Below are 19026 nucleotides of genomic sequence, written 5' to 3' on the forward strand. Positions count from 1 at the left end.
GCGAGAGTGAGCAGAAGCACTGTGTACTGACGTCATGCCCGATCGGCATGACGGTTCCCGCAATCGGCATTGGCGGGACGAGTCGTGGGCCCGCAATGCTCGGCGGAGAATGGAAATCGGCTTGACGGAAAAGGTTTTGACAATGTGTCGTCGCGGCTTGCTCGTGCATGACGCCGCAACAGGTGTCCATGCACCCCTGACGGATGCCGTGACGCGCCGGAGCCGGAGCCCCGTCGGGCTGACCAGCCGACGGACTGAGGACGAACCTCCAGGTACCGCCCAGTTCGCACGGACAGTCACCCACGCGGGGCCCACCCCGCCGGTGCCCCGCTTCCAGGCACCGGTAGGAGGCGAGAGATGACTGCCTACGACTATGTGGTCGTCGGTGGCGGCACGGCCGGCTGCGTCGTCGCGGCCCGCCTGTCCGAAGACCCGGCGGCGCAGGTGCTCCTCGTGGAGACCGGCTCCGCGATCGGGCCGCCGGCCATGCACCTGCCGGTCGGCTTCCCGCTCATCACGGCCAAGGAGATCATCTGGTCACGTTGGACGACGCCCCAGCCCGGGACGCTGTCGCGCAGTCATCACTGGCCCGGCGGACGGGTCCTCGGAGGATCGAGTTCGATCAACGCGATGATGCACGTCCGCGCGCACCGAGCCGTCTACGACGGATGGGCGGACAGCGGCGCGAAGGGCTGGAGCTACCCCGAGCTGCTCCCGTACTTCCGCCGGACGGAGACGGCAATTGGCCGCGACCCCGCCCTGCGCGGCGTCACCGGGCCGGTGTGGGCGGCGCCGACGACCCAGCTCGACAATGCGTCGTTGACCTTCCTCGACGCACTCACCGAGGCCGGTCACGATCTCACCGGTGACATCAACGGTGAACGTCAGCACGGTGCCTTCTGGTGCGATCTGGCGGGGGCGGGCGGCCGCAGGCAGAGCGCCGCGGACGCCTATCTCGTCCCGGCGCTGCACCGGCCCAATCTGCACCTGGCAACCGAGGCGGGCGTCAGCCGCCTGCTGATCGAGCGCGGACGCTGCACCGGCGTGGAATACACGTCCTTTGGCACGGTGGAACGAGCCGAGGCGCGCGCCGAGGTGATAGTGGCCGCCGGGACGGTGGGCTCCCCACACCTGCTGTTGCTCTCCGGTATCGGTCCCGCAGCGCATCTGCGTGCTGTCGGCGTCCCGGTGCTGGCCGATCTCCCCGGCGTCGGTGCCAACCTCCACGATCACCTGCTGTGCCCCGTGGTCTACGCGGCGGAGCGGCAACTGACCACCAGCCTTGGTTTCAGTACGGTCAGCGCCCTGGTGCACAGCGGCGCTGCAGCCCTTCCGGACGTCCAGCTGATGCTGCTCGACGCTCCGGCGGACGTCGCCGACGTCGCGACACCCGAGTCCGGACACACGGTCGCCTTCGCTCACACGGCGCCCGCAAGCCGGGGGACGGTTCGGCTCAGAAGCTCGAACCCGGACCGGCTGCCGTTGATCGACCCGAACTACCTCGCCGACAGCGGTGACGTGTCCGCCATGCTCACGGCCCTCGACATAGCGCGCGAGATCGGCCGCATGCCGGCCTGGCGTCAGTGGGGTGCACGGGAGACCGCTCCGGGAAAGGGAGACGACCTCGTCAGCTACGTCCGCGGGAACGCGGCGAGCTTCCACAACCCGGTCGGCACCTGTCGGATCGGGATGGACGACCTAGCTGTCGTAGACCCGGACCTGAAGGTGCACGGCGTAGACGGTCTGCGTGTCGCGGACGCCTCGGTGATGCCGTCCATCCCCAACACCGGAGTCAACGCGACGGTCCTGGCCGTCGCCGAACGGGCTGCGGACACCGTCCGACGCGATACGAAACGGCCCTGAGTACCCGTTGGAAGTCCCAGAAAATGGCCGCACGGCGGCTCGGAATGCGAAGGAACGGTCATAGTGAAGTTCTTGTGGCGGATGGTGGATGAAACGCTCGTCGGAGCAGTGATCTATGCACTCATCTGCTGGCTGCCCCGCGGTTTTCCTCGTACGGGCGTCATCGGCGCGAACGCGCCACAATCCCGCACGCCCGCACGGCGGGGCTGAAGTCCAAGGGCGCCGATACCGGCGCCAGGCGGTAACCGCCTTCTGTCCGACAGAGGGCCGAACATCGAGAAGGTTTTTCACATGCCGAGCACTGATTGGCACGAAGTTTTTCTGCCCGACGAGAGCACCCAGCATGCGGAGCAGGCCCAAGTTTTCACTGAGCTGCAGCGTAAACGTCTGAAAAAACATGGCCACGGCAGGGCGCTGCACCGCAATCAAGTGGCCGCCCTGAAGGCCGCCCTCGTGGTGGAAGAAGATCTTCCTGATTACGCGCGGCAGGGCATATTCGCCGCTCCCGCTGTCTTCGAGGCCCAGGTTCGGCTGTCCAACGGAAACTTCTCCGTCGACCGGGCTCCTGACATCCGCGGGTTCGCGATCAAGGTGCTCGGTGCCTCGACGTCGTCGTCCGTCGCCGTCGAGCAGAACTTCACCCTGGTCAGTCAGGAGACCCTGGCGGTCAGGGGCAGCGCGGACGTCGTCCAGATCGTCGATCTCTCCACGAGCGCGCCCGGCGCCGCGCTTCGCAAGGCCGCGACGAAGCCCCAGCTCACACGGAGCGCTGTCGCGAACTTCCGCGACATGGTGAAACCGTTCAGCGGATTCGCCACGCATGACTTCTTCAGCATCATGGCCATCACGTTCGGCGACTACGCGGCACGGCTGAAGCTGTGCGCCGCCTCGATGCAGATCAACAAAGCAGCCCGCAAAAACCTGGCCGCCGACGTCTATGCGCGACTCGCGGAGGACGACCTGGAGTTCCTCTTCCAAGCCCAGTTCTTCGAGGACGAGAGTCGCACGCCGCTCGAAGACTCCTCGGTCCGATGGGACGCGCCCTGGCTCACCGTGGCACGACTGCGTCTGCCTCGGCAGTCGCCGGACAAGGCGTTCGCCGAGACCGTCGAGAAGAGCAGCTTCAACCCCTGGATCGCAGCACCGGAGCATCGACCGCTCGGCGAATTGATGCGTGCCCGCCGGGCGGCCTATTCACTCAGCTGGCAAAACCGGGACGTCACCTCCTGACATCCCGTCTGTAAAGGCTCCATCCGATCATCGCTCCATAAAGGGGAGCGCCATGCAGGTGAATCAGTCCCGAAGTCGTTGACCCGCGGGGGCGTCGACGACCGCGGCACAACTGGCCTTGCACGTGCCGGACGCCGATGAAGCCCAGGCTTGTCGAGCGCATGGTGATCGTGGCGAGACAGGTACGAAAGGGACGACCAAATGGTCTGTTGGGACCCAAGATCCCGTAGGGCGGCCCGGACGGATCGCTGCCCGTCCTAGAGTCCGAGTGTCCGGTCGACGGCCCGCCCTCCCGACGCCGGCGCCGAACGCGGCCGGCTTCCGCGCAGCCCCTGCCAGAGGAGTCGGCCACCATGCACTTCCGTCTCCACCGCCCGCCTGCCCGCCTCGCGGTGCACTGCCTGCCCTGGGCGGCCCGGCCCGAAAGGAACCACCTGAACGACCGCCCGGTGCCGAGGAATACCGATGGAGCCACAGCGACACGCGAGCACTGGTCCGTCACCACCCTGGCCGCACACAGCGGCTCGGTCTCCTCGCTGGCGCTCACCGCGATCGACCTGCCGGGCGCGGATCCGGAGCGATCTGCGGGACCGGGCTCGTGACCTCGGGGCATGGTCCCGCGTGATCCGTCCAGGTCTCCCCGCAGGAAGGTTGATGCCGAACCGGCATACAGGGCCATCGGATAGGCATTGGCGACGCATGATCGGCCCGGGTCAGGATGTTCGACGTGAGCCACGTCGACCTCGGCGCGGTGGCAGCGACCCGCTGCCCGGCGACGACCGTGAGCACCTGAGCACGGCGATCGTCGGGCCGGAGCGGTCAGGCGGCGGGAGTGCGGACGGTGGCGGCATCGCACCGCAAGCGGCCCGGCGTCAGACCTGAACGGACGCCGAGCCGCGGGCAGCGCTCAACCGATCGGGGTGGCCGGCGCCGCAGCGGCCCACTGAGGTTCGTAGAACCGAACATCCCGATTGCTGTGACACAACAACTGCCGAGCCGAGGGCATCGCCATGCCCTGTCCCGCTCAGCCCACACGGAAGGCCGATCAATGTCCCATCACCAGGATTCAGCTGCCGCAAAGCAGGACCCCCGCCTGGACATCAGCGATGTCTACCTGTTCAAGGGGCAAAGCGGCACCGTCTTCGTCATGAACACCAACCCGGTGTCGGCCGACAAGGGCTTCCACCCCGAGGCGCTGTACGAGTTCCACATCGACACCGACGACGACGCGGTGCAGGACCTGACGTTCCGGTTCAAGTTCCTCGCACCCGAACGGGACGGCCGGCAGGCTTGGGTCCTGGAGCGGCTCACCGGCGCCGAGGCCACCGACCGCAACGCCTCAGGGGCTCTCGTCGCAGCGGGCATGACGGAGGAGATCGTCACCACGCCGGACGGCGTCAAAGCCTTCGTCGGCCGGGCGGGAGATCCGTTCTACCTCGACGGCACCGTCGTCACGGCGGTCCTGACCGCGCTCCGAAGTGGCGCGCCGGTGGACCTCTCCGCGTTCGACCCGCAGCGAGCCTCGAACCTGTTCGCCGGTACCAACGTCACCGCCATCGTCCTCGAAGTACCGGACGAGCTCATCGGATCGGAGACGATCGGCCTCTGGTCCACCACCGCGCTGGACGACCACCACGGCGGCTGGCTGCAGATCAACCGGTGCGCGACACCGCTCGTCAGCACGTTGTTCGATGTCACCGAGGCCGGCTTCGACGACTACAACGCTACTGATCCACGTGATGACCTGGCCAACTACGGAGACCTCGTACTCCGGAAGGTCGCGGGTCTCGTGTCCGCCAACGACACGCACTCCGACCCGGAGGGCTACGGCGCCGCGACGCGGGACATCATCTTCCCCGACGTCCTGCGCTACCAGGTGGGCACCGAAGCCGGTTTCGGTGCGAAGTCCCGTAACGGCAGGGGACTCGCCGAGTCCGCTCCCGAAGCGATGTTCGAGATCGTGCTGAACGCTCCTGTCGACATGGGCCTGGACGCCGACGACGCCACCGGGACGCTGCGCGCCGAGTTCCCGTACCTGGGCGAACCGGCCTGACGCCAGCAAGTCATCGGCCAGACATCAAACCCCAACCTGGCCACACGGAGCGGGAACTCAACTCGCGTTTCCCGTGTCCGGCGCACCCAAAGAGTCTGGCCCGGTGGCCTTCCCCAGGTCGACCGCCGGGCCGGCAGTCCCACCTCCACGTCCTCAGGTCCGAGCAGCGAAGCCCGCTCCGTACCCGTCTCTTCCGGAACCAGGAGATTCCTCCATGTCCCGCCGAATCCTGACCGTCTGCGCGAGCTTCGGTTACCTGTTCATCGCGCTGTTCTTCGCCGCCCTGCTGATCGCCCACTGGATACCGCCGATGGCGCCGAGCTGGTCGGCGGAGCGGGTAGCGGCCTTCTATACGGACCACGCCAACTCGATCCGTACCGGCCTCGTCGTCATGCTTGTCGGCGCAGTGGTGACCGCACCTTTCGTCGCAGCGCTGTCGAGCCTGATCCGGCGTATCGACTCACGGCTGGAGCCGCTGGCTGCCATACAGCTCGTCTGTGGTGCCGCGAACGTGGCAGCGATCTTCGTACCGGTCCTGATCTTCACCGCGACGGCCTACCGGCCGGACCGCTCGCCCGACATCACGATGGCGCTCAACGACCTGGCCTGGATCACCTTGGTCATGAACGCCTTTCCGGCCATCGGGCAGGCCACCGTAGTCGGAGTCGCGATCCTGGCCGACAAACGCCCCACGCCGCTCCTGCCACGCTGGTCGGCGTACCTGAACTTCTGGATGGCTTTCCTCTTCCTGCCGAGCATCCTGCTGACCTTCTTCAAGACCGGCCCCTTCGCCTGGAACGGCATCCTCTCGTTCTGGGTCGCAGCCAGCGCCTTCGGCGCCTGGTTCCTCGTCATGACGTACCTGATGGTGCGGGCCGCGAGCCGGGTGGACGACGACCGAGCCCCGGCCGTCCTCGAACCTGTGGCATGACCGTCACCGCAACCGAGACCGAGTCCTCGGCACCCCAGCACCACCGCCACATCCCCGGCGAGCCAGGTCTCTGGATCTTCCTCTTCGGCGACATGATCATGTTCTCGGTGTTCTTCGGCTTCGTCGCGGTGCTGCACGGCCGGCACCCGACGATGTTCCGGGCTTCCCAGCAGGCCCTCCATCCAGACCTGGGACTGCTGAACACACTGCTCCTGCTGACCGCCTCAGCGCTGGTGGCTCGCGGGCTGCAGCAGCTGCGATCCGGCAGGCCCGCACGGACACTGCCATGGGCGCTCCTGTGCGCGCTCGGGTTCGCTGCCCTCAAAGGCTCCGAATACGCGCTCGTGATTCAGGACGGCCATACACCGACCAGCAACGACTTCTTCATGTACTACTTCGTGTTCACCGGCATCCACCTGGCCCACCTGACGATCGGGCTGGGCGCGCTGACGGTCCTCATCGTCCTGTCCCGTCGGCCGACCCTGAGCCGGGGCGGACTGCTGGTCGCCGAGGGGGCGGCCGCGTACTGGCACATGGTGGACCTGCTCTGGCTCGTCCTCTTCCCGCTCTTCTACCTGGTGGCGTGACACATGTGGGTTTTTACGGCACTCGTCCTGGCCACGCTGTCGAGTTGGCTGCTGGGCATCGAAGGCAGCACGTCGACCACGATCGGCTGCGCGGTCGTGGCGATCGCGCTGATCAAGGTACGCCTGGTCGGCCTGCACTTCATGGAACTGCGCAACGCCCCGACGGCCCTCCGCGGCGCCTTCGAGGTCTACGTCGTGGCCACGGGCGCCACTCTGCTCGCGCTCTACCTGATCCTCTGAAGGACACCGCGCCCCGGTGCGCGGTGCCCGCAGGCGCGTTCACGTGGTGACGACCCGATTCGCCGAATTCCACCGGCGGTTCGGAATTTGCCTGTCCGGCCCAGCGGAGTCTCATTTCCGCAGGGCCGCATTGGCGTGCGCGGGGAATCGCAATTCGGCCAATGCCGATCCGGCATCAGTGACGACGGTATCGGCATTGGCGATATTCGCCGACTTCCTCAATGATTTTCCCGGTGACTCCCTTACGGAGAGGAGTCCATGAACATGTGGAGGTGAAGAAAATGAAGAAGCAGCACTCCTGGTAAAGTGATCGACCGCTCCGGCTTCCCTTTGCTTACGCCGGAGCGGTCGCACACCCCGCGTCGTATCCGCCATCGCCAGAAACGGAATCCATCACCTTGCGGGCCCCACGTCCTTCGGTGCCGGCGCCGCTGCGCCATTCCGCATTCAGAAAGCTCTGGTCCGCCACCACTCTGGCCGCCCTGGGCGATGCCATCTCCTCGGTGGCCCTGCCGCTGGCCGCGATCGAAGTCCTGAACGCCGACGCCGTCCAAAGCGCCGTCCTGTCGGCCGTGATCTGGCTCCCGAGCCTGTTTCTGGCCATACCGGCCGGCTCCTTCGCCGACCGAACGGGATATCACCGCAGGCTCTTGGCCGGCGCCAACCTCCTGCGGGTCGTCATCCTGAGCAGCGTGCCGATCGCAACAGCCTTCGGCGTCCTCACGCTCACCCAACTGGCCATCATCCTGGCCGTCATCGGCCTGTGCTCGGTGCTGTCGAATGTCAGCGAGAGCGGCCTATTCGCCACCACCCTGCCGCCCGAGCTCTACGTGGCCGGGCAGGCGGCCTCCTACACGGGTCAAACCGTCGCGATCCTGGCCGGACCTGCCGTCGGCGGATTGCTGGTCCAGCTCGCGGGGGTACCAGCAGCGGTCGGCGTGGACGCCGCCACCGCCGTCGCAGCCGCCCTGTTCCTCCTCCGGCTGCGCCCGGGTGGGCGACACCACGAGCCCGGCTCCCCGCAGAGTCGCGACCGCCGGCCCGGCTTGGCCTTCATCCGGCGAAATCCGCTGATCAGGACGGCCCTCTCGGTCACCGCCACCGGCAACTTCTTCAACATGGTCTTCCTGTCGGTTCTCGTCTGGTACTACGTCCACAAGCTGGCCCTTTCTAGCGCCCAGATCGGATTCGTGTTCAGCGTGCAGGCCATCGGTGGACTCGCCGGCGCGGCCCTGGCTTCCCGGCTCGCCCGCCGCATCGGTCTGGGCCGGATGCTCCTGGTCGGTTGCGTGCTGTCGCATGCTCCGCTCCTCGTGATCCCCGCCGTCGGCGCCACCGGTGGCCTCGTGTTCGCTCTGGTCCTGGCTTCGACACTGCTCGGCGGCGTCGGGGAGTCTGTTCAGGACATCTCGGTCGGTTCGGTGTTCGCGCTCGTGGTGCCCCCTCACCTCCGGTCGCAGACACGGGGTGCCTACCAGACCGTGAGTTTCGGCCTCCGGCCGCTGGGTGCGGTCACCGGCGCCGTCCTCGCCGCGACCGCGGGAATCCCCGTGGCGCTGTGGGTCGGCGCGATCGGCGGAACACTTGCCTGCCTCTGGCTTCTTCCCTCAAGCCTGCTGTCGTTCCGCGGTCAAGGCGACCCGTCCGAGCAGCCGGAAAGCGCCGCCGCTCTCCCGCAATAACGCGGGGAACCTCTTCGGAACTTCCTATGGGGAAGCCGACCGCAGGGTGAGGAAAATTGCTCACACCGAGGCCCCGACGAACTTCTCTGCATCGCCCGCCTGCCGCTGTCGAGCGTCACCCTGAACAGTCTCGCCGACCTGATACGCGGCCGTCTGAACAAGATCGGCTCACGGTGGCGGGCGCTGCCCGTCGGGTAGATCGCCCGAAAGGGGGCGGAACCGTACTACCCGACGGCTCCCCGATACGCATTCAACGCCGTATCGGTATGGCGGTGATCACAGGCTGCAAGGCCGCCCGGAACCGGCCCCTGACCCGCGGTCAGAACCTTCCGACGCGGCACTGGCCTCGGTCCGCGCCCGGTCGAGCACGGCTTCGCCCACCTCGAGAACTGGCGCGTGCTCGGCACGGTGACCTTGGCCGAAGTCTTCCGCCCGCGACCAACACAAGCCTTCCGAGGCTCACGCACACCAGTCCCGCAATCTGCAACTTCACGATGCACACGGCTCACTGGGTGGGTTCATATGAGTTTGTGGCGGATGGCGTAGGAGACGGCGTGGACGCGGTTGCGTAGTCCGAGGCGGTTGATGACGCCGTAGAGGATCTTTTTGATGTTGCGTTCGGAGTAGCACATCGTGTCGGCTATCTCGGCGAGGTCCAGGCCCTGGGCGATCAGTCGGAGCACGTCGATCTCGCGGGTGCTCAGGCCGGACGGTGTCAGTCCCTTGGGTGTCAGTACGTTGCGCTGGAGGCGGTCGGCCTGGTCGAGGAGTTCGCCCTGTACCGCGGAGGGCAGCAGTGCTTCGCCGGCGGCGACCGCCAGTACGGCGCGGATGAGGGGCTGCGGCTGTGTTTCGGCCCGCCAGAGCACGGCGCGGACCCCGTGTTGGGCCGCCACGGTGAGGTCGGCGTACCAGCCGTCGCTGACGACCAGGACGATCCGTGCCGGAGCGGGCATGGGCAGACTGCGCAGGGCTTCCAGTGTGGAGTTGTCGGCGGTGTGGATGGCCGCCACGACGACGTCTGCCTCGGCCACGGTGGTGAGCGCCAGCTTCGGAACGCGGCTCAGGCCGGCCGCCAGTCCGGCGTGTGTCACCGGGTCCGTGGCGTCCACGGCCACCGAGATTGTGGCCGAGGGGAGTTGCCCGCCGGCGCCGGCATGTGCCCGCAGGACCGGTCTGACGGCATCCCGCGGACGCCTGTTCGATGACGGGTCGGTGGTCGTCGGGCCGATCGGAAGTCGCCGGTCCGTTTCGGCCTGGCGCTGCCTCGGCACCAGCCGTGCCGGCGCTTCCATCGGATGGCTGCTCATCGCTGCCCGCTTTCTGAAGGGAACGTGCCTGTGGGGTCAGCGACGTTGGATGCAGCCGACAGCCAGTTGGTTCGCACGGATTTCGATCCGACCGACTGGGGAGCGTCCTGCGCCCACATCACCGCAAGCCACACCAGCGCACGGTCGCCGTGCCTTTGCAGATCGAGGCCGGTGAGCTTCTCGATCTGCTTGATCCGGTACAGCAGGGTGTTGCGATGCATATGAAGGGCGGCCGTGGTCGAGGCGCTGTCGAACTGGTTCTCGGCCAGGCAGACGAGAGTCGCCATCAGCTCGCCGTTGTCCCCGCCCGTCAGCGGGCCGAAGACCCGGCGGGCCACTGCGTCGGCGAGTTCGGGAGAGTTCGCCAGGAGCAGCTGGGGCAGGAAATCCTCGACCCGGACACGTCCACGCCGATGGGCCCGCGAGGCGACAGCGACCAGCAGACGCAGGCTGTCGACGGCGGTCTGAAGACCGGCCCGCCCGGTCGGCAGATCCTGTGCCAGGAGCAGGCGTCGGTCGGCCAGGAACGCGGACCAGTCGAACGCGGGAGCGGTGAGGCCGACGATGCGGACATCCTCGATGAAGGCCAAGGCCCCGGCGGTGCGCAGGCCGGCCGCCAGATCGGCGCGCTCGGCGGGCGCAGACTTGTCGAGCAGCACGACGAAAGGTACGTACGGAGGTGTCAGATCGAAGCCGAGCCGGGCGGCACGCTCCTGGTCCTCCACGGTGATGGGCAGGTGGGCGCAGAGGCGGTCGAAGAGGGTGTGCGCCCGGCGGTCGCCCTGTGCGGACGGCAGGTCGGCGTGGTCCGCGTAGGCCTGGATGAACATCCGCGTGACCAGGTCGAGGTAGCTGTCGAGGTGACCCCGACCCTCGTCGGTCCAGTCCGCCAGCCGCGCGGGTTCTTCCTCGGTGGCCAGGCCGAGCACGGCGTCCCAGAAGACGCGCGCGCCCCGGCGATGGAGGAGCAGAGCGCCGTCCAGCGGCTGTCCGGCGGCGGCGCGCTCCCGCGCCCGCTCGTACACCTCCGACAGGACGTATGCGTCCGGGGGAGCAGCACTCACCATCCAGTGCAGGAGCAGACCGACGTGCCGACGCAGCGAGACACGAAGAGCGGAGTCTTCGCAATCACGCGTCAAGCGCACGTACTCGGGTGTATGACGAAGTTCGGGTTCCATGCGCTCGGCCACGGTGTCGGCGTCGAGACGTTGCAGGACGTCGCGCAGCACCGCCGCCGCAGCGGTGGCACGGGAGGGGCTGTCAGTCATCGGGTACAGGCGCGCACCGGGAAGTGAAGCGAGCACGCTGTCGTGCCGTCGCATGCCGCAGCGGTCGGGGTGTGCTCGGTACACGGCGTGGCCCTGCCACGGTGCCGGCGTAATCCCATGGTGGTTCCTTTCGTGGGGGGTATCGGCTCCGCAGTGGGATGCGAGGTCGATACCCGAAGACGCGGGTGTGCTCCCGGGGGTGGACGGTCGCGTGACCGTGTCCGCGTTTGACGCGCTCAGGGTCCGTTCGCCCCGCGGCTGTTCCCGATCGGCGACGGTCTCGCGGCGCAGGAATGGTGTGTATATGACAGAGCTGACGGTGTGAATACCCCCGATTCGCGGCGCTCGCCGGCTGTCCTGGTGTGGTGGTGTGGTGGGCGTTGCGTTGCCCGCAACTGCTCCGGCGGCTGTTCCCGCTCTTCTCACCGATCTGACCATGGTGGATCGGTCAGGGGTGCCCCCGCCAATGCCTATCTGTTCGACTCTGAGGCCGGTTCGGCATATGCCGTGATGGCGCGGCTGCGATGAGCCTCATGGGCCTCGACTTACGCCGGGTGCGTTGCTTCGTGGCCGTGGCCGAGGAGTGCAGCTTCGTGCGGGCGGCGAGCCGGGAGGTGAACCAGTTCACCATCGGCTTCGTGCCGGGTGTCGTCGTCACCCCCATCGTCCGGGAGTTCGCCCGGATGGCGCCGCACCTCGATATCGACCTCGTACGCACCTCGATCACCGACCAGGTCGACTTCCTGCTCGACGGGCGGGGCGACGCGTCTACGTGCGACTGCCGCTGCCGGAGGGCATGTTCGAGGTGATCCCGCTCTTCCCGGAACCCCGGGGAGTGGCGCTGTCCAGTGAGCATCCGTTCGCGGAGCCCAAGGCGGTGCATGTCGAGGATCTGAGCGACATGACCTTGTTACAGGATCCGCGGGCGGCGTCAGAAGGCCTGGCGAGCAGCGAGGCGCTGGCGTAGGCGGTGAGCGGTGCGGTGGCCAACATGGACACGACGGTGACGGCCATGGCCGTCACCGTCAACGGATCGGCTTCGGGCCTCACAGCCGGCCGGCCGTTCAGCCCAAGGGCGGCAGGAGGCCGGTCTGCATGAGGAAGCCCGCGAGGTTCCAGTAGTCGCGGTTCTCGGTGATGAGCCCGTCGGTCCGCACGCCGATGGTGACGCCGGGGCACTCGAACTTCTTGCCGGTGGCAGGTATTCCCAGGTTGGGGTTGGCGCGGTCGTGGGTGCCGGAAAGGACCCATTCGAACGAGTAGGAGTCGCCCGATTCCACGACCTTCCCCAGGGCGAAGAAGTAATCGCTGGACAGACTCGAGTCCATCCCGTCGATCAGCGCCTTGACCGCCTCCTTGCCCTTGAAGGTGCCACCGAAAGCGGTGTCGACGACCTGGATGTCCTCGCTCATCATGTCGACGACCGCCTGCGAGTCGTGACGGTTGCAGGCGTCGACGTAGTTCTTCACCCAGGAGGGCGGGTTCTGCTCGTTCACGGGTTTCCTAACTGGCTCTCAAATCGATGCGACAGCTCGGGTAAATATCTGCGTACCGATTGTCGAGCAGACGGAATCCGTGCCGCCAATGCCGAATCGGACCGTCCTGATGCCGCAACGGCATCTTGAAAGGCTGCGGTCGGTGATCCGGCGCACGCACATGCCGAAGTGTCCGTCCGGACACCGCCGTGGACTCACCGGTACCCGGCGCGCGGCGTTCGCGATCGTGGGCGCCGGGCTTGTCCCCTCTGGGCGTCGCGCGTCTGTGCCGGGTGAGCACTCGTGAGCGTGCGTACAGACATGACCGGCCGAAGAACTCCACGGCTGTCTCACGGGGGGATGCATCGACCGGCACATGGCCGAGCGGCGGCTGCTCCTCGAGGGCGACCGCAGCGGGGACCAGCGAACCCGCGACGTGGTCGAACGGGCACTTGTGCGAGGCCGGCGTAACGGAGGCCCGTCCTCACGGTGTGGCCATGCCGACGTGGCATCAGGGTGTGACGAGCCGGCATTGGCGATACCGATCGGGCTCACCGAACATCGGCACAGAGCGCCGACGGACCATGTGTCGGACGGCCGTCGTCGAGGGACCGGACGCGCTGCGATGCAGAAAGAGTTATCGATCATGAGAGTGCCTCACCCAGCTGCCGCGTCGGCCTTGTCTGTCGCGGTCGGTGGCGCGCTGTGCGACTCTTCGGAGTCACGCGCGGGCGTGAACGCGCACCAGATCACGCTGTCCCGGCCCGCCGTCCTCAACGACCTCGATCACGTCAACGAGATGCACGCAAGATGCTCGTTGAAGTCGCGCTATGCCCGCTACGGCGCCGCGCGTCGAGCCCTGACTCCTCGCGAGTGGCGTCGCCTCTGCGATCAGGCCGGCGGGATCACCCTGGTCACCGTCCCACGCAGCGATCCGTCCCGCGTGATCGCGGTCACCTGCCTGATGCGGACTCAGGCCTCACATCTCCGAGAACTCGGCATCCTCATCGAGGACTCTTGGCAAGGGAAGGGCTTGGGCACCACCCTGACCCGTCACATGGTGGCTTCCGCCCGCACGCATGCCCTTGACTGTCAGGCCATCACAGCCACGACAGGGGGCGACAACCAGCGAATGCTCTCCATCCTGCGAAGGCTGGGCGCCCGCATGAGCCACCCCAGCGGTGGCACCGTCGACGCCCTGATCCGCGTGGAGACGTAGTGATTTCCCCTGGGACACCTCGGCGTGCACAAGAAGGCAGGACACATGAATGAGGAGAATCTCAGCGATCCTCACCTCATGTCGGACCGTAGCCGGTGATCTCGTCGGCCTTCACGAGGTCGTCTTCGATCGCCCTCGCCGGCATGTCTGCTTTCCTCGGTGAGTCTCAACCGACTGCGCGTCATTCACCAGCTCCCGTCTGATGTACGTGCCCACGGCTTCGTGGCCTGGCCGGCCAGGCGAGGGCGGTGGTCGTCGTACTCGGTCGGTATGGCCGTCACTGAGGAGCAGATCCACCACGCCGTCCCGAAGGTTCCCGGCCCGGCCTGCACGGCGGGCACCGAACCCGGCGGAGAGATCCGGGACGGGCCTTGGCCGCCGAACTCGACGGTGATGTGCCCAAGGGCCGGCCGACGGGAACGCGCCTGAACGTCCGCAGAGAACGCACCCATCCCGGCGGCCAGTTGCTCTTCATCGACGCCCACGGACTACGGCTGCCCTGCTTCGCCACCGACACCATCGACGTTCCGTAAGCCGGCCTGGGCCTGCGCCACCGGCAGCGGGCGAGAGTCGAGGACCACATCCGCACCGCCCGCGGCCACCGGCCCGCGCCACAGCCACGCACCACCGACTCCGCTGCTTCGGCGGAAGCCGAGTGCCACCGATGCGTCGGTGTGTCTCACGGTGCCATCGTGCGTGCCTCCATGAGACGGGAACGTGGCGGCCATCCAGCTGCGTCCGAGGCGTCCGGTCGTACTCGGACAAGGGCGCGCGATGACCCATGGCACCGGACGCTACGGAGCCACTGCTGTCTGTCCCGCTCTTCCGCCGACCCAGCCGTCCAAGCGTCCAGAAGCGCGGCCCTCACCGCCTCCTTCGACTCCTCCGGTTGCGTGTCGTCGTCCGGGGGTGCTGTTCGCTCGTCCATGTCCATCTGCCCGTTGATCTGCTCTCTCCTGGTCACGAAGCCGCCGTTTCAGTGAGTGGGGTGCTTGTCGCTTCGGGACATGACGATCAGTCCGGGAGGCCGGCCCCATGGACCGGCGACAGTGGAGGGGACCGGCGTCATGGACGGGCTTGCCGCCCGAGGGCCGGCCGTCATCAGTTCGAGCTCGTCCAGCGTGCTCTCGTCCAGCCACGTGGATTCCCTCCCGTTGGTGTCATTCGGCCGGCTATCGGCCCCTGGCTCCGGCGGGAACAACTCGCGCAGCAGCACCAGGGGCCGTCTTCCGTCGATCACCCGCAGTACTTTGAACCGAGTGCCGGGCAGGAAGATCAACCGATCCGGGGCGGATGGGTCGACCGCCGCGGTATGACGTGCGGTCAGCGACCACACGACAAAGCCGGGTCCGTCCTCACGCATCGCGGCTGCCGATGCCGAAGCGGTCCAGAAGCCCTGCTCCGTGACGTACCGGTTCTCGCGGTACCAGTCCGTCACCGGTCCGACTGTGCTGGTGCGTACGGTCGCCGGACCACGGAAGGAAGGCAGCCGATGCAGGCCCGATGCGACGCACCGGGCCAGCGACAGGTATCCACCCCGATGCCTCGCCCACCTGCCGGGTTGATCCGCGCAGAGGCACTCGGCACGGACTGCACCCGGTATGCGTACCGCCGGATGTCCTGAGCGAGCAGGGCGCCCGGCTTGCGCCCCGTTCACGGCCGGGGTACTCGTCGGGCATACTCATCGCGTTCTCCTGAGGCGAGTTGGGAGGTACGGGGACGCACGGCGGAAACACGCGTGCCGGCCCGCCGAGAGACGGGCGCCGAAAGGGCTGCGTCGGATGGCGCCGTAGGCGACTCTAAGAGCGGGCTCGCGGTTCAAGGCCGGTCGTCGAGCGAGTGAGGCACGGAAAGGCCCACCAGGCTTCCCATTCGTACCGACCGTGGGTGAACCGGCCAGGGCACGCGGCATGGTTGACGGCCATCGGCACAGGACAGCAGAGCACGGCGAGGCCGTACGGGCCCCTTCCCGTGCCGAACGAGGCCTGGACGCAGACGCGGGGTAGGGGGAGGCCACGGGCCGGACGAGATCGTCCGGCGGACAGGAGCCCAACCGCTCCGCGCTCCTCCCCGGCGGCCGCCACGAGAACGACGACGGCGTCCAACGGGTTGGGGCGGGCCGGCGACAGGGACCGGTACATCGCCCCGTCCGCCGCAATCTGAAACAGGGAGGACGGGCCCTATCTCGGCGACGCGTGAATCGTGGTTCGGATCACCTCCAGCCGACGCCGACAGCCGTACTGTGGCGCGCGGAGGCGCGTACGCCACCCGAGAGGTCCAGGCCGTCGTACACAATCCGCCGTGGGTGAGTCTGATCCACGCCCGGTGCCGACTGTCACAAGGCAGATGACCAGGCGGGTACAAAAGGGAAGCCATTCCTCCCTTCCGGGCCCGGTAAGGGCGTCAGCAGTCGCAAGCGCGTCGCCCGGCGCCATACGGTGGTTCACGTCAGTCACTACGGCCCTCGCGAGGCCCCACCCCGACGCCCGCCGAGTCGCCTGCAGCGGCGGACTCGTGGAGAGCGGCTGTGCTGCTGCGGGCATGCGCCGACAGGCCAAGTGCGGCGTGCCTTGCCTGCCGACCACGTGTCCCTCCACGGTCCTGCGGGAGAATCTCCGGTCGCCCTCCGGCCCGTGCCGAACACCAGTGCCGTCAGGACCGGCCGGCTCCTGAAGGCTTCCCCTGCCCCACAGGAGCCGGCCTTCCGGATCCCGAGGCCGCGCTCTGCGGCGGCAATACGGGATCGTGCCGCGTGGACCGCCCTGTTCCCGGTCGCCGCGCAGAGCACCGAACGCTCCCCGGTCAACTGTCGGACGGAGGCCAGAAGGAGATGCGGGAAGGAACGGGCGGGGCGCCTCGCCCACCCAGCTTTGAGTGCCCTACCGGTGGACGGTACGGCCGGTACGGAGCGCTCTACCGTCGGCGCCCCGACGACGCAGCCACCGCCGAGGCGGAGTACCGGACGCGCGCGGACGGAGGCCTGCCTCCTCCAGCCCGAGCCGCCCACCGTGGCGGTCGAGGAGACGTATCAGGAAACGCTTTTCCCGTATCCCCACGAGACGTTTGTGTCAGAGGCACTGCCATGCCCATCGCCGAAATCCGCGACACGGTCAGCCGCTCACCCATGGCCGAGGAGGACGTCACCTATCCCGTAAGCGTCATTCTCTCGCTTCGGCGTGAGCAGACGGCGCCCCTGCTCCGTGCCATGCGCAGTCAGCACGTACTGCCTGCTCTGAGCCACGCGTGGGGCTCCGAACTCGCCTACGGCGCCCTGCTGCACGAGGCCGGCACTCCACTCGCCGTCCTGGACGTGCCAAGTCCCCGGTGGAGCGGGGGCCTTGAACAACGCGTGCGCGTGCTCAGCAGGATCTCCTCCGTGATGGTGCTCGTACCCGACCACACGGAATCCACGGAACTGCTGTCGGCGGGGGCCGCCAACGTCGTTCCCCGCGACACGCCTTCCAAAGAGCTCGGCAGCAGAATCGCGGCGGAGCGGCGATGGCTGGACATGAGGCCGTCCTCACTACGGCGACCGGCGACGGATCCGTCCGAGTACGGCCTTCTCCGTCCACAGCAGCGCTCCCAACAGGTGCTGTTCGACATCCTCTGTTCCGCCTCGCAGCCGTGGTGCTGTCACGATCTGTGTCTGATGCTCGGCACGGCCGAGCAACCGATGAGTCGCAGAGCCTTGCAGGCCAGAATCGCACGGCTTGAGGAGCGTCTCATGCCTTACGGCATATCGGTCGACTGCACGGCCCGATGGGGTCGCACCACATACATGGGTTTCGTCGAGGAGCCCGGAAACGGGTGAACAACGGCGGCGGCGCCGTCGGTGTCCCGCGTCCGGCTGTGCTCATGGGCCGGCCGACTGGTGTTCATCTGTTCCTCGCTGAAAAGGCTCACTGGGCGGGTTCATATGAGTTTGTGGCGGATGGCGTAGGAGACGGCGTGGACGCGGTTGCGTAGTCCGAGGCGGTTGATGACGCCGTAGAGGATCTTTTTGATGTTGCGTTCGGAGTAGCACATCGTGTCGGCTATCTCGGCGAGGTCCAGGCCCTGGGCGATCAGTCGGAGCACGTCGATCTCGCGGGTGCTCAGGCCGGACGGTGTCAGTCCCTTGGGTGTCAGTACGTTGCGCTGGAGGCGGTCGGCCTGGTCGAGGAGTTCGCCCTGTACCGCGGAGGGCAGCAGTGCTTCGCCGGCGGCGACCGCCAGTACGGCGCGGATGAGGGGCTGCGGCTGTGTTTCGGCCCGCCAGAGCACGGCGCGGACCCCGTGTTGGGCCGCCACGGTGAGGTCGGCGTACCAGCCGTCGCTGACGACCAGGACGATCCGTGCCGGAGCGGGCATGGGCAGACTGCGCAGGGCTTCCAGTGTGGAGTTGTCGGCGGTGTGGATGGCCGCCACGACGACGTCTGCCACGGCCACGGTGGTGAGCGCCAGCTTCGGAACGCGGCTCAGGCCGGCCGCCAGTCCGGCGTGTGTCACCGGGTCCGTGGCGTCCACGGCCACCGAGATTGTGGCCGAGGGGAGTTGCCCGCCGGCGCCGGCATGTGCCCGCAGGACCGGTCTGACGGCATCCCGCGGACGCCTGTTCGATGACGGGTCGGTGGTCGTCGGGCCGATCGGAAGTCGCCGGTCCGTTTCGGCCTGGCGCTGCCTCGGCACCAGCCGTGCCGGCGCTTCCATCGGATGGCTGCTCATCGCTGCCCGCTTTCTGAAGGGAACGTGCCTGTGGGGTCAGCGACGTTGGATGCAGCCGACAGCCAGTTGGTTCGCACGGATTTCGATCCGATCGGCCGGGAGGAGACCTGCGCCCACATCACCGCAAGCCACGCCGACGACCTCGCTGTGTATGAAGGGCGGCACGTCCATGCCGATGGGACCGCGTCGGCCGGTGACGAACGACGGAGTGTCGTCGTGGGGTGATCCTCCGCCTCACGGCCGTACTTTATGGCGAAGTGTCGGCGGTTCGACGTCCGACCGTGTGGCACTGAGCTCCTCGACGATGAATGCATGACAGATACCCCCACAGTGGATGTTGCCCGTTCCCCGACGCCCACCCGGCTGCCCTTGCGCGCTCGGCGCAACTCCCGTGACAGCAGGGGCCGTTCCGACGGATCCCGGTCGGACCATCGTGGATTGTTCGAGGCGGCACCGCCAATGCC

17 protein-coding genes and 1 pseudogene are annotated in these 19026 nt (G+C 67.6%); 13 read left to right on the forward strand and 5 right to left on the reverse strand.

The genetic code is table 11. The annotated features are described in order from the left end of the window. The first annotated feature begins 357 nt into the window (after positions 1–357). From ABT057_RS21640 to ABT057_RS21675, 8 genes are all read left to right on the forward strand, one after another. Positions 358–1863: a GMC family oxidoreductase gene (locus ABT057_RS21640; RefSeq protein WP_352344790.1), complete on the forward strand. Its 1506-nt coding sequence runs from the start codon at positions 358–360 to the stop codon at positions 1861–1863. Positions 1864–2154: 291 nt separating this feature from the next. Then, positions 2155–3093, forward strand: a complete 939-nt coding sequence (locus tag ABT057_RS21645) for a catalase family protein (RefSeq protein ID WP_352344792.1) — start codon at positions 2155–2157, stop codon at positions 3091–3093. Positions 3094–3446: 353 nt separating this feature from the next. Further along, on the forward strand, positions 3447–3695 hold the full coding sequence (locus ABT057_RS21650; RefSeq protein WP_352344794.1) for a hypothetical protein: 249 nt from the start codon (positions 3447–3449) through the stop codon (positions 3693–3695). Positions 3696–4141: 446 nt separating this feature from the next. Then, positions 4142–5146 (forward strand): DUF4331 family protein, encoded by a 1005-nt coding sequence (locus ABT057_RS21655; protein ID WP_352344796.1) that lies wholly within the window; start codon positions 4142–4144, stop codon positions 5144–5146. 214 nt (positions 5147–5360) lie between these two features. Further along, positions 5361–6077, forward strand: a complete 717-nt coding sequence (locus ABT057_RS21660; RefSeq protein ID WP_352344798.1) for a hypothetical protein — start codon at positions 5361–5363, stop codon at positions 6075–6077. Beyond that, positions 6074–6664, forward strand: a complete 591-nt coding sequence (locus ABT057_RS21665; RefSeq protein ID WP_352344800.1) for a cytochrome c oxidase subunit 3 — start codon at positions 6074–6076, stop codon at positions 6662–6664. Before ABT057_RS21660 ends, ABT057_RS21665 begins: the two co-directional genes overlap by 4 nt. 3 nt (positions 6665–6667) lie before the next feature. Beyond that, the gene (locus tag ABT057_RS21670; RefSeq protein WP_352344802.1) at positions 6668–6904 is read left to right on the forward strand and encodes a cytochrome C oxidase subunit IV family protein; all 237 of its coding nucleotides are present in this window, start codon (positions 6668–6670) and stop codon (positions 6902–6904) included. A gap of 419 nt (positions 6905–7323) precedes the next feature. Next, entirely contained in the window at positions 7324–8586 is a 1263-nt protein-coding gene (locus ABT057_RS21675; protein ID WP_352344804.1) for an MFS transporter, read from the forward strand. Between the two features lie 518 nt (positions 8587–9104). Here ABT057_RS21675 and ABT057_RS21680 read toward each other — a convergent pair. Together ABT057_RS21680 and ABT057_RS21685 are read right to left on the reverse strand one after the other, a co-directional pair. After that, positions 9105–9698: a response regulator transcription factor gene (locus ABT057_RS21680; RefSeq protein WP_352344806.1), complete on the reverse strand. Its 594-nt coding sequence runs from the start codon at positions 9696–9698 to the stop codon at positions 9105–9107. A gap of 194 nt (positions 9699–9892) precedes the next feature. Next, positions 9893–11164 (reverse strand): PucR family transcriptional regulator, encoded by a 1272-nt coding sequence (locus tag ABT057_RS21685; RefSeq protein ID WP_352344808.1) that lies wholly within the window; start codon positions 11162–11164, stop codon positions 9893–9895. A 533-nt stretch (positions 11165–11697) separates the two neighbouring features. On the opposite strand from ABT057_RS21685, the gene ABT057_RS21690 reads away from it, so the two are divergent. Further along, on the forward strand, positions 11698–11973 hold the full coding sequence (locus ABT057_RS21690; RefSeq protein ID WP_352344810.1) for a type 2 periplasmic-binding domain-containing protein: 276 nt from the start codon (positions 11698–11700) through the stop codon (positions 11971–11973). Next, positions 11961–12131 carry a type 2 periplasmic-binding domain-containing protein gene (locus ABT057_RS21695; RefSeq protein ID WP_352344812.1) on the forward strand — a complete coding sequence of 57 codons (171 nt, stop codon included), beginning with the start codon at positions 11961–11963 and terminating at the stop codon, positions 12129–12131. The genes ABT057_RS21690 and ABT057_RS21695 overlap by 13 nt, the downstream gene beginning before the upstream one ends. Before the next feature lie 97 nt (positions 12132–12228). Here the strand turns inward: ABT057_RS21695 and ABT057_RS21700 are convergent, their stop codons facing one another. Further along, positions 12229–12660 (reverse strand): ester cyclase, encoded by a 432-nt coding sequence (locus tag ABT057_RS21700; RefSeq protein ID WP_352344814.1) that lies wholly within the window; start codon positions 12658–12660, stop codon positions 12229–12231. A 712-nt stretch (positions 12661–13372) separates the two neighbouring features. Between ABT057_RS21700 and ABT057_RS21705 the strand changes: the two genes are divergently transcribed. After that, on the forward strand, positions 13373–13858 hold the full coding sequence (locus tag ABT057_RS21705; RefSeq protein WP_352344816.1) for a GNAT family N-acetyltransferase: 486 nt from the start codon (positions 13373–13375) through the stop codon (positions 13856–13858). A 213-nt stretch (positions 13859–14071) separates the two neighbouring features. Then, positions 14072–14454: pseudogene (locus ABT057_RS49215) on the forward strand (IS1380 family transposase); the annotation flags it as partial. 380 nt (positions 14455–14834) lie between these two features. Here the strand turns inward: ABT057_RS49215 and ABT057_RS21715 are convergent. Next, on the reverse strand, positions 14835–15296 hold the full coding sequence (locus tag ABT057_RS21715) for a hypothetical protein (protein ID WP_352344818.1): 462 nt from the start codon (positions 15294–15296) through the stop codon (positions 14835–14837). Between the two features lie 1644 nt (positions 15297–16940). Here ABT057_RS21715 and ABT057_RS21720 point away from each other — a divergent pair. Beyond that, positions 16941–17669 (forward strand): hypothetical protein, encoded by a 729-nt coding sequence (locus ABT057_RS21720; RefSeq protein WP_352344820.1) that lies wholly within the window; start codon positions 16941–16943, stop codon positions 17667–17669. A 101-nt stretch (positions 17670–17770) separates the two neighbouring features. On the opposite strand, the gene ABT057_RS21725 is transcribed toward ABT057_RS21720, so the two are convergent. Then, on the reverse strand, positions 17771–18364 hold the full coding sequence (locus tag ABT057_RS21725) for a response regulator transcription factor (RefSeq protein WP_352344821.1): 594 nt from the start codon (positions 18362–18364) through the stop codon (positions 17771–17773). Positions 18365–19026: the final 662 nt, after the last annotated feature.

Origin of the sequence: Streptomyces sp. NPDC002588 (assembly GCF_040295925.1) — a bacterium.
Lineage (GTDB): Bacteria > Actinomycetota > Actinomycetes > Streptomycetales > Streptomycetaceae > Streptomyces.

What these genes read in the sequence shown, in the direction of transcription:
- ABT057_RS21670 (WP_352344802.1), top strand. Translation starts at nt 6,668, where the DNA reads ATGTGGGTTTTTACGGCACTCGTCCTGGCCACGCTGTCGAGTTGGCTG.
- ABT057_RS21695 (WP_352344812.1), top strand. Translation starts at nt 11,961, where the DNA reads ATGTTCGAGGTGATCCCGCTCTTCCCGGAACCCCGGGGAGTGGCGCTG.
- ABT057_RS21655 (WP_352344796.1), top strand. Translation starts at nt 4,142, where the DNA reads ATGTCCCATCACCAGGATTCAGCTGCCGCAAAGCAGGACCCCCGCCTG.
- ABT057_RS21640 (WP_352344790.1), top strand. Translation starts at nt 358, where the DNA reads ATGACTGCCTACGACTATGTGGTCGTCGGTGGCGGCACGGCCGGCTGC.
- ABT057_RS21645 (WP_352344792.1), top strand. Translation starts at nt 2,155, where the DNA reads ATGCCGAGCACTGATTGGCACGAAGTTTTTCTGCCCGACGAGAGCACC.
- ABT057_RS21685 (WP_352344808.1), bottom strand. Translation starts at nt 11,164, where the DNA reads ATGACTGACAGCCCCTCCCGTGCCACCGCTGCGGCGGCGGTGCTGCGC.
- ABT057_RS21665 (WP_352344800.1), top strand. Translation starts at nt 6,074, where the DNA reads ATGACCGTCACCGCAACCGAGACCGAGTCCTCGGCACCCCAGCACCAC.
- ABT057_RS21690 (WP_352344810.1), top strand. Translation starts at nt 11,698, where the DNA reads ATGGGCCTCGACTTACGCCGGGTGCGTTGCTTCGTGGCCGTGGCCGAG.
- ABT057_RS21650 (WP_352344794.1), top strand. Translation starts at nt 3,447, where the DNA reads ATGCACTTCCGTCTCCACCGCCCGCCTGCCCGCCTCGCGGTGCACTGC.
- ABT057_RS21660 (WP_352344798.1), top strand. Translation starts at nt 5,361, where the DNA reads ATGTCCCGCCGAATCCTGACCGTCTGCGCGAGCTTCGGTTACCTGTTC.
- ABT057_RS21720 (WP_352344820.1), top strand. Translation starts at nt 16,941, where the DNA reads ATGCCCATCGCCGAAATCCGCGACACGGTCAGCCGCTCACCCATGGCC.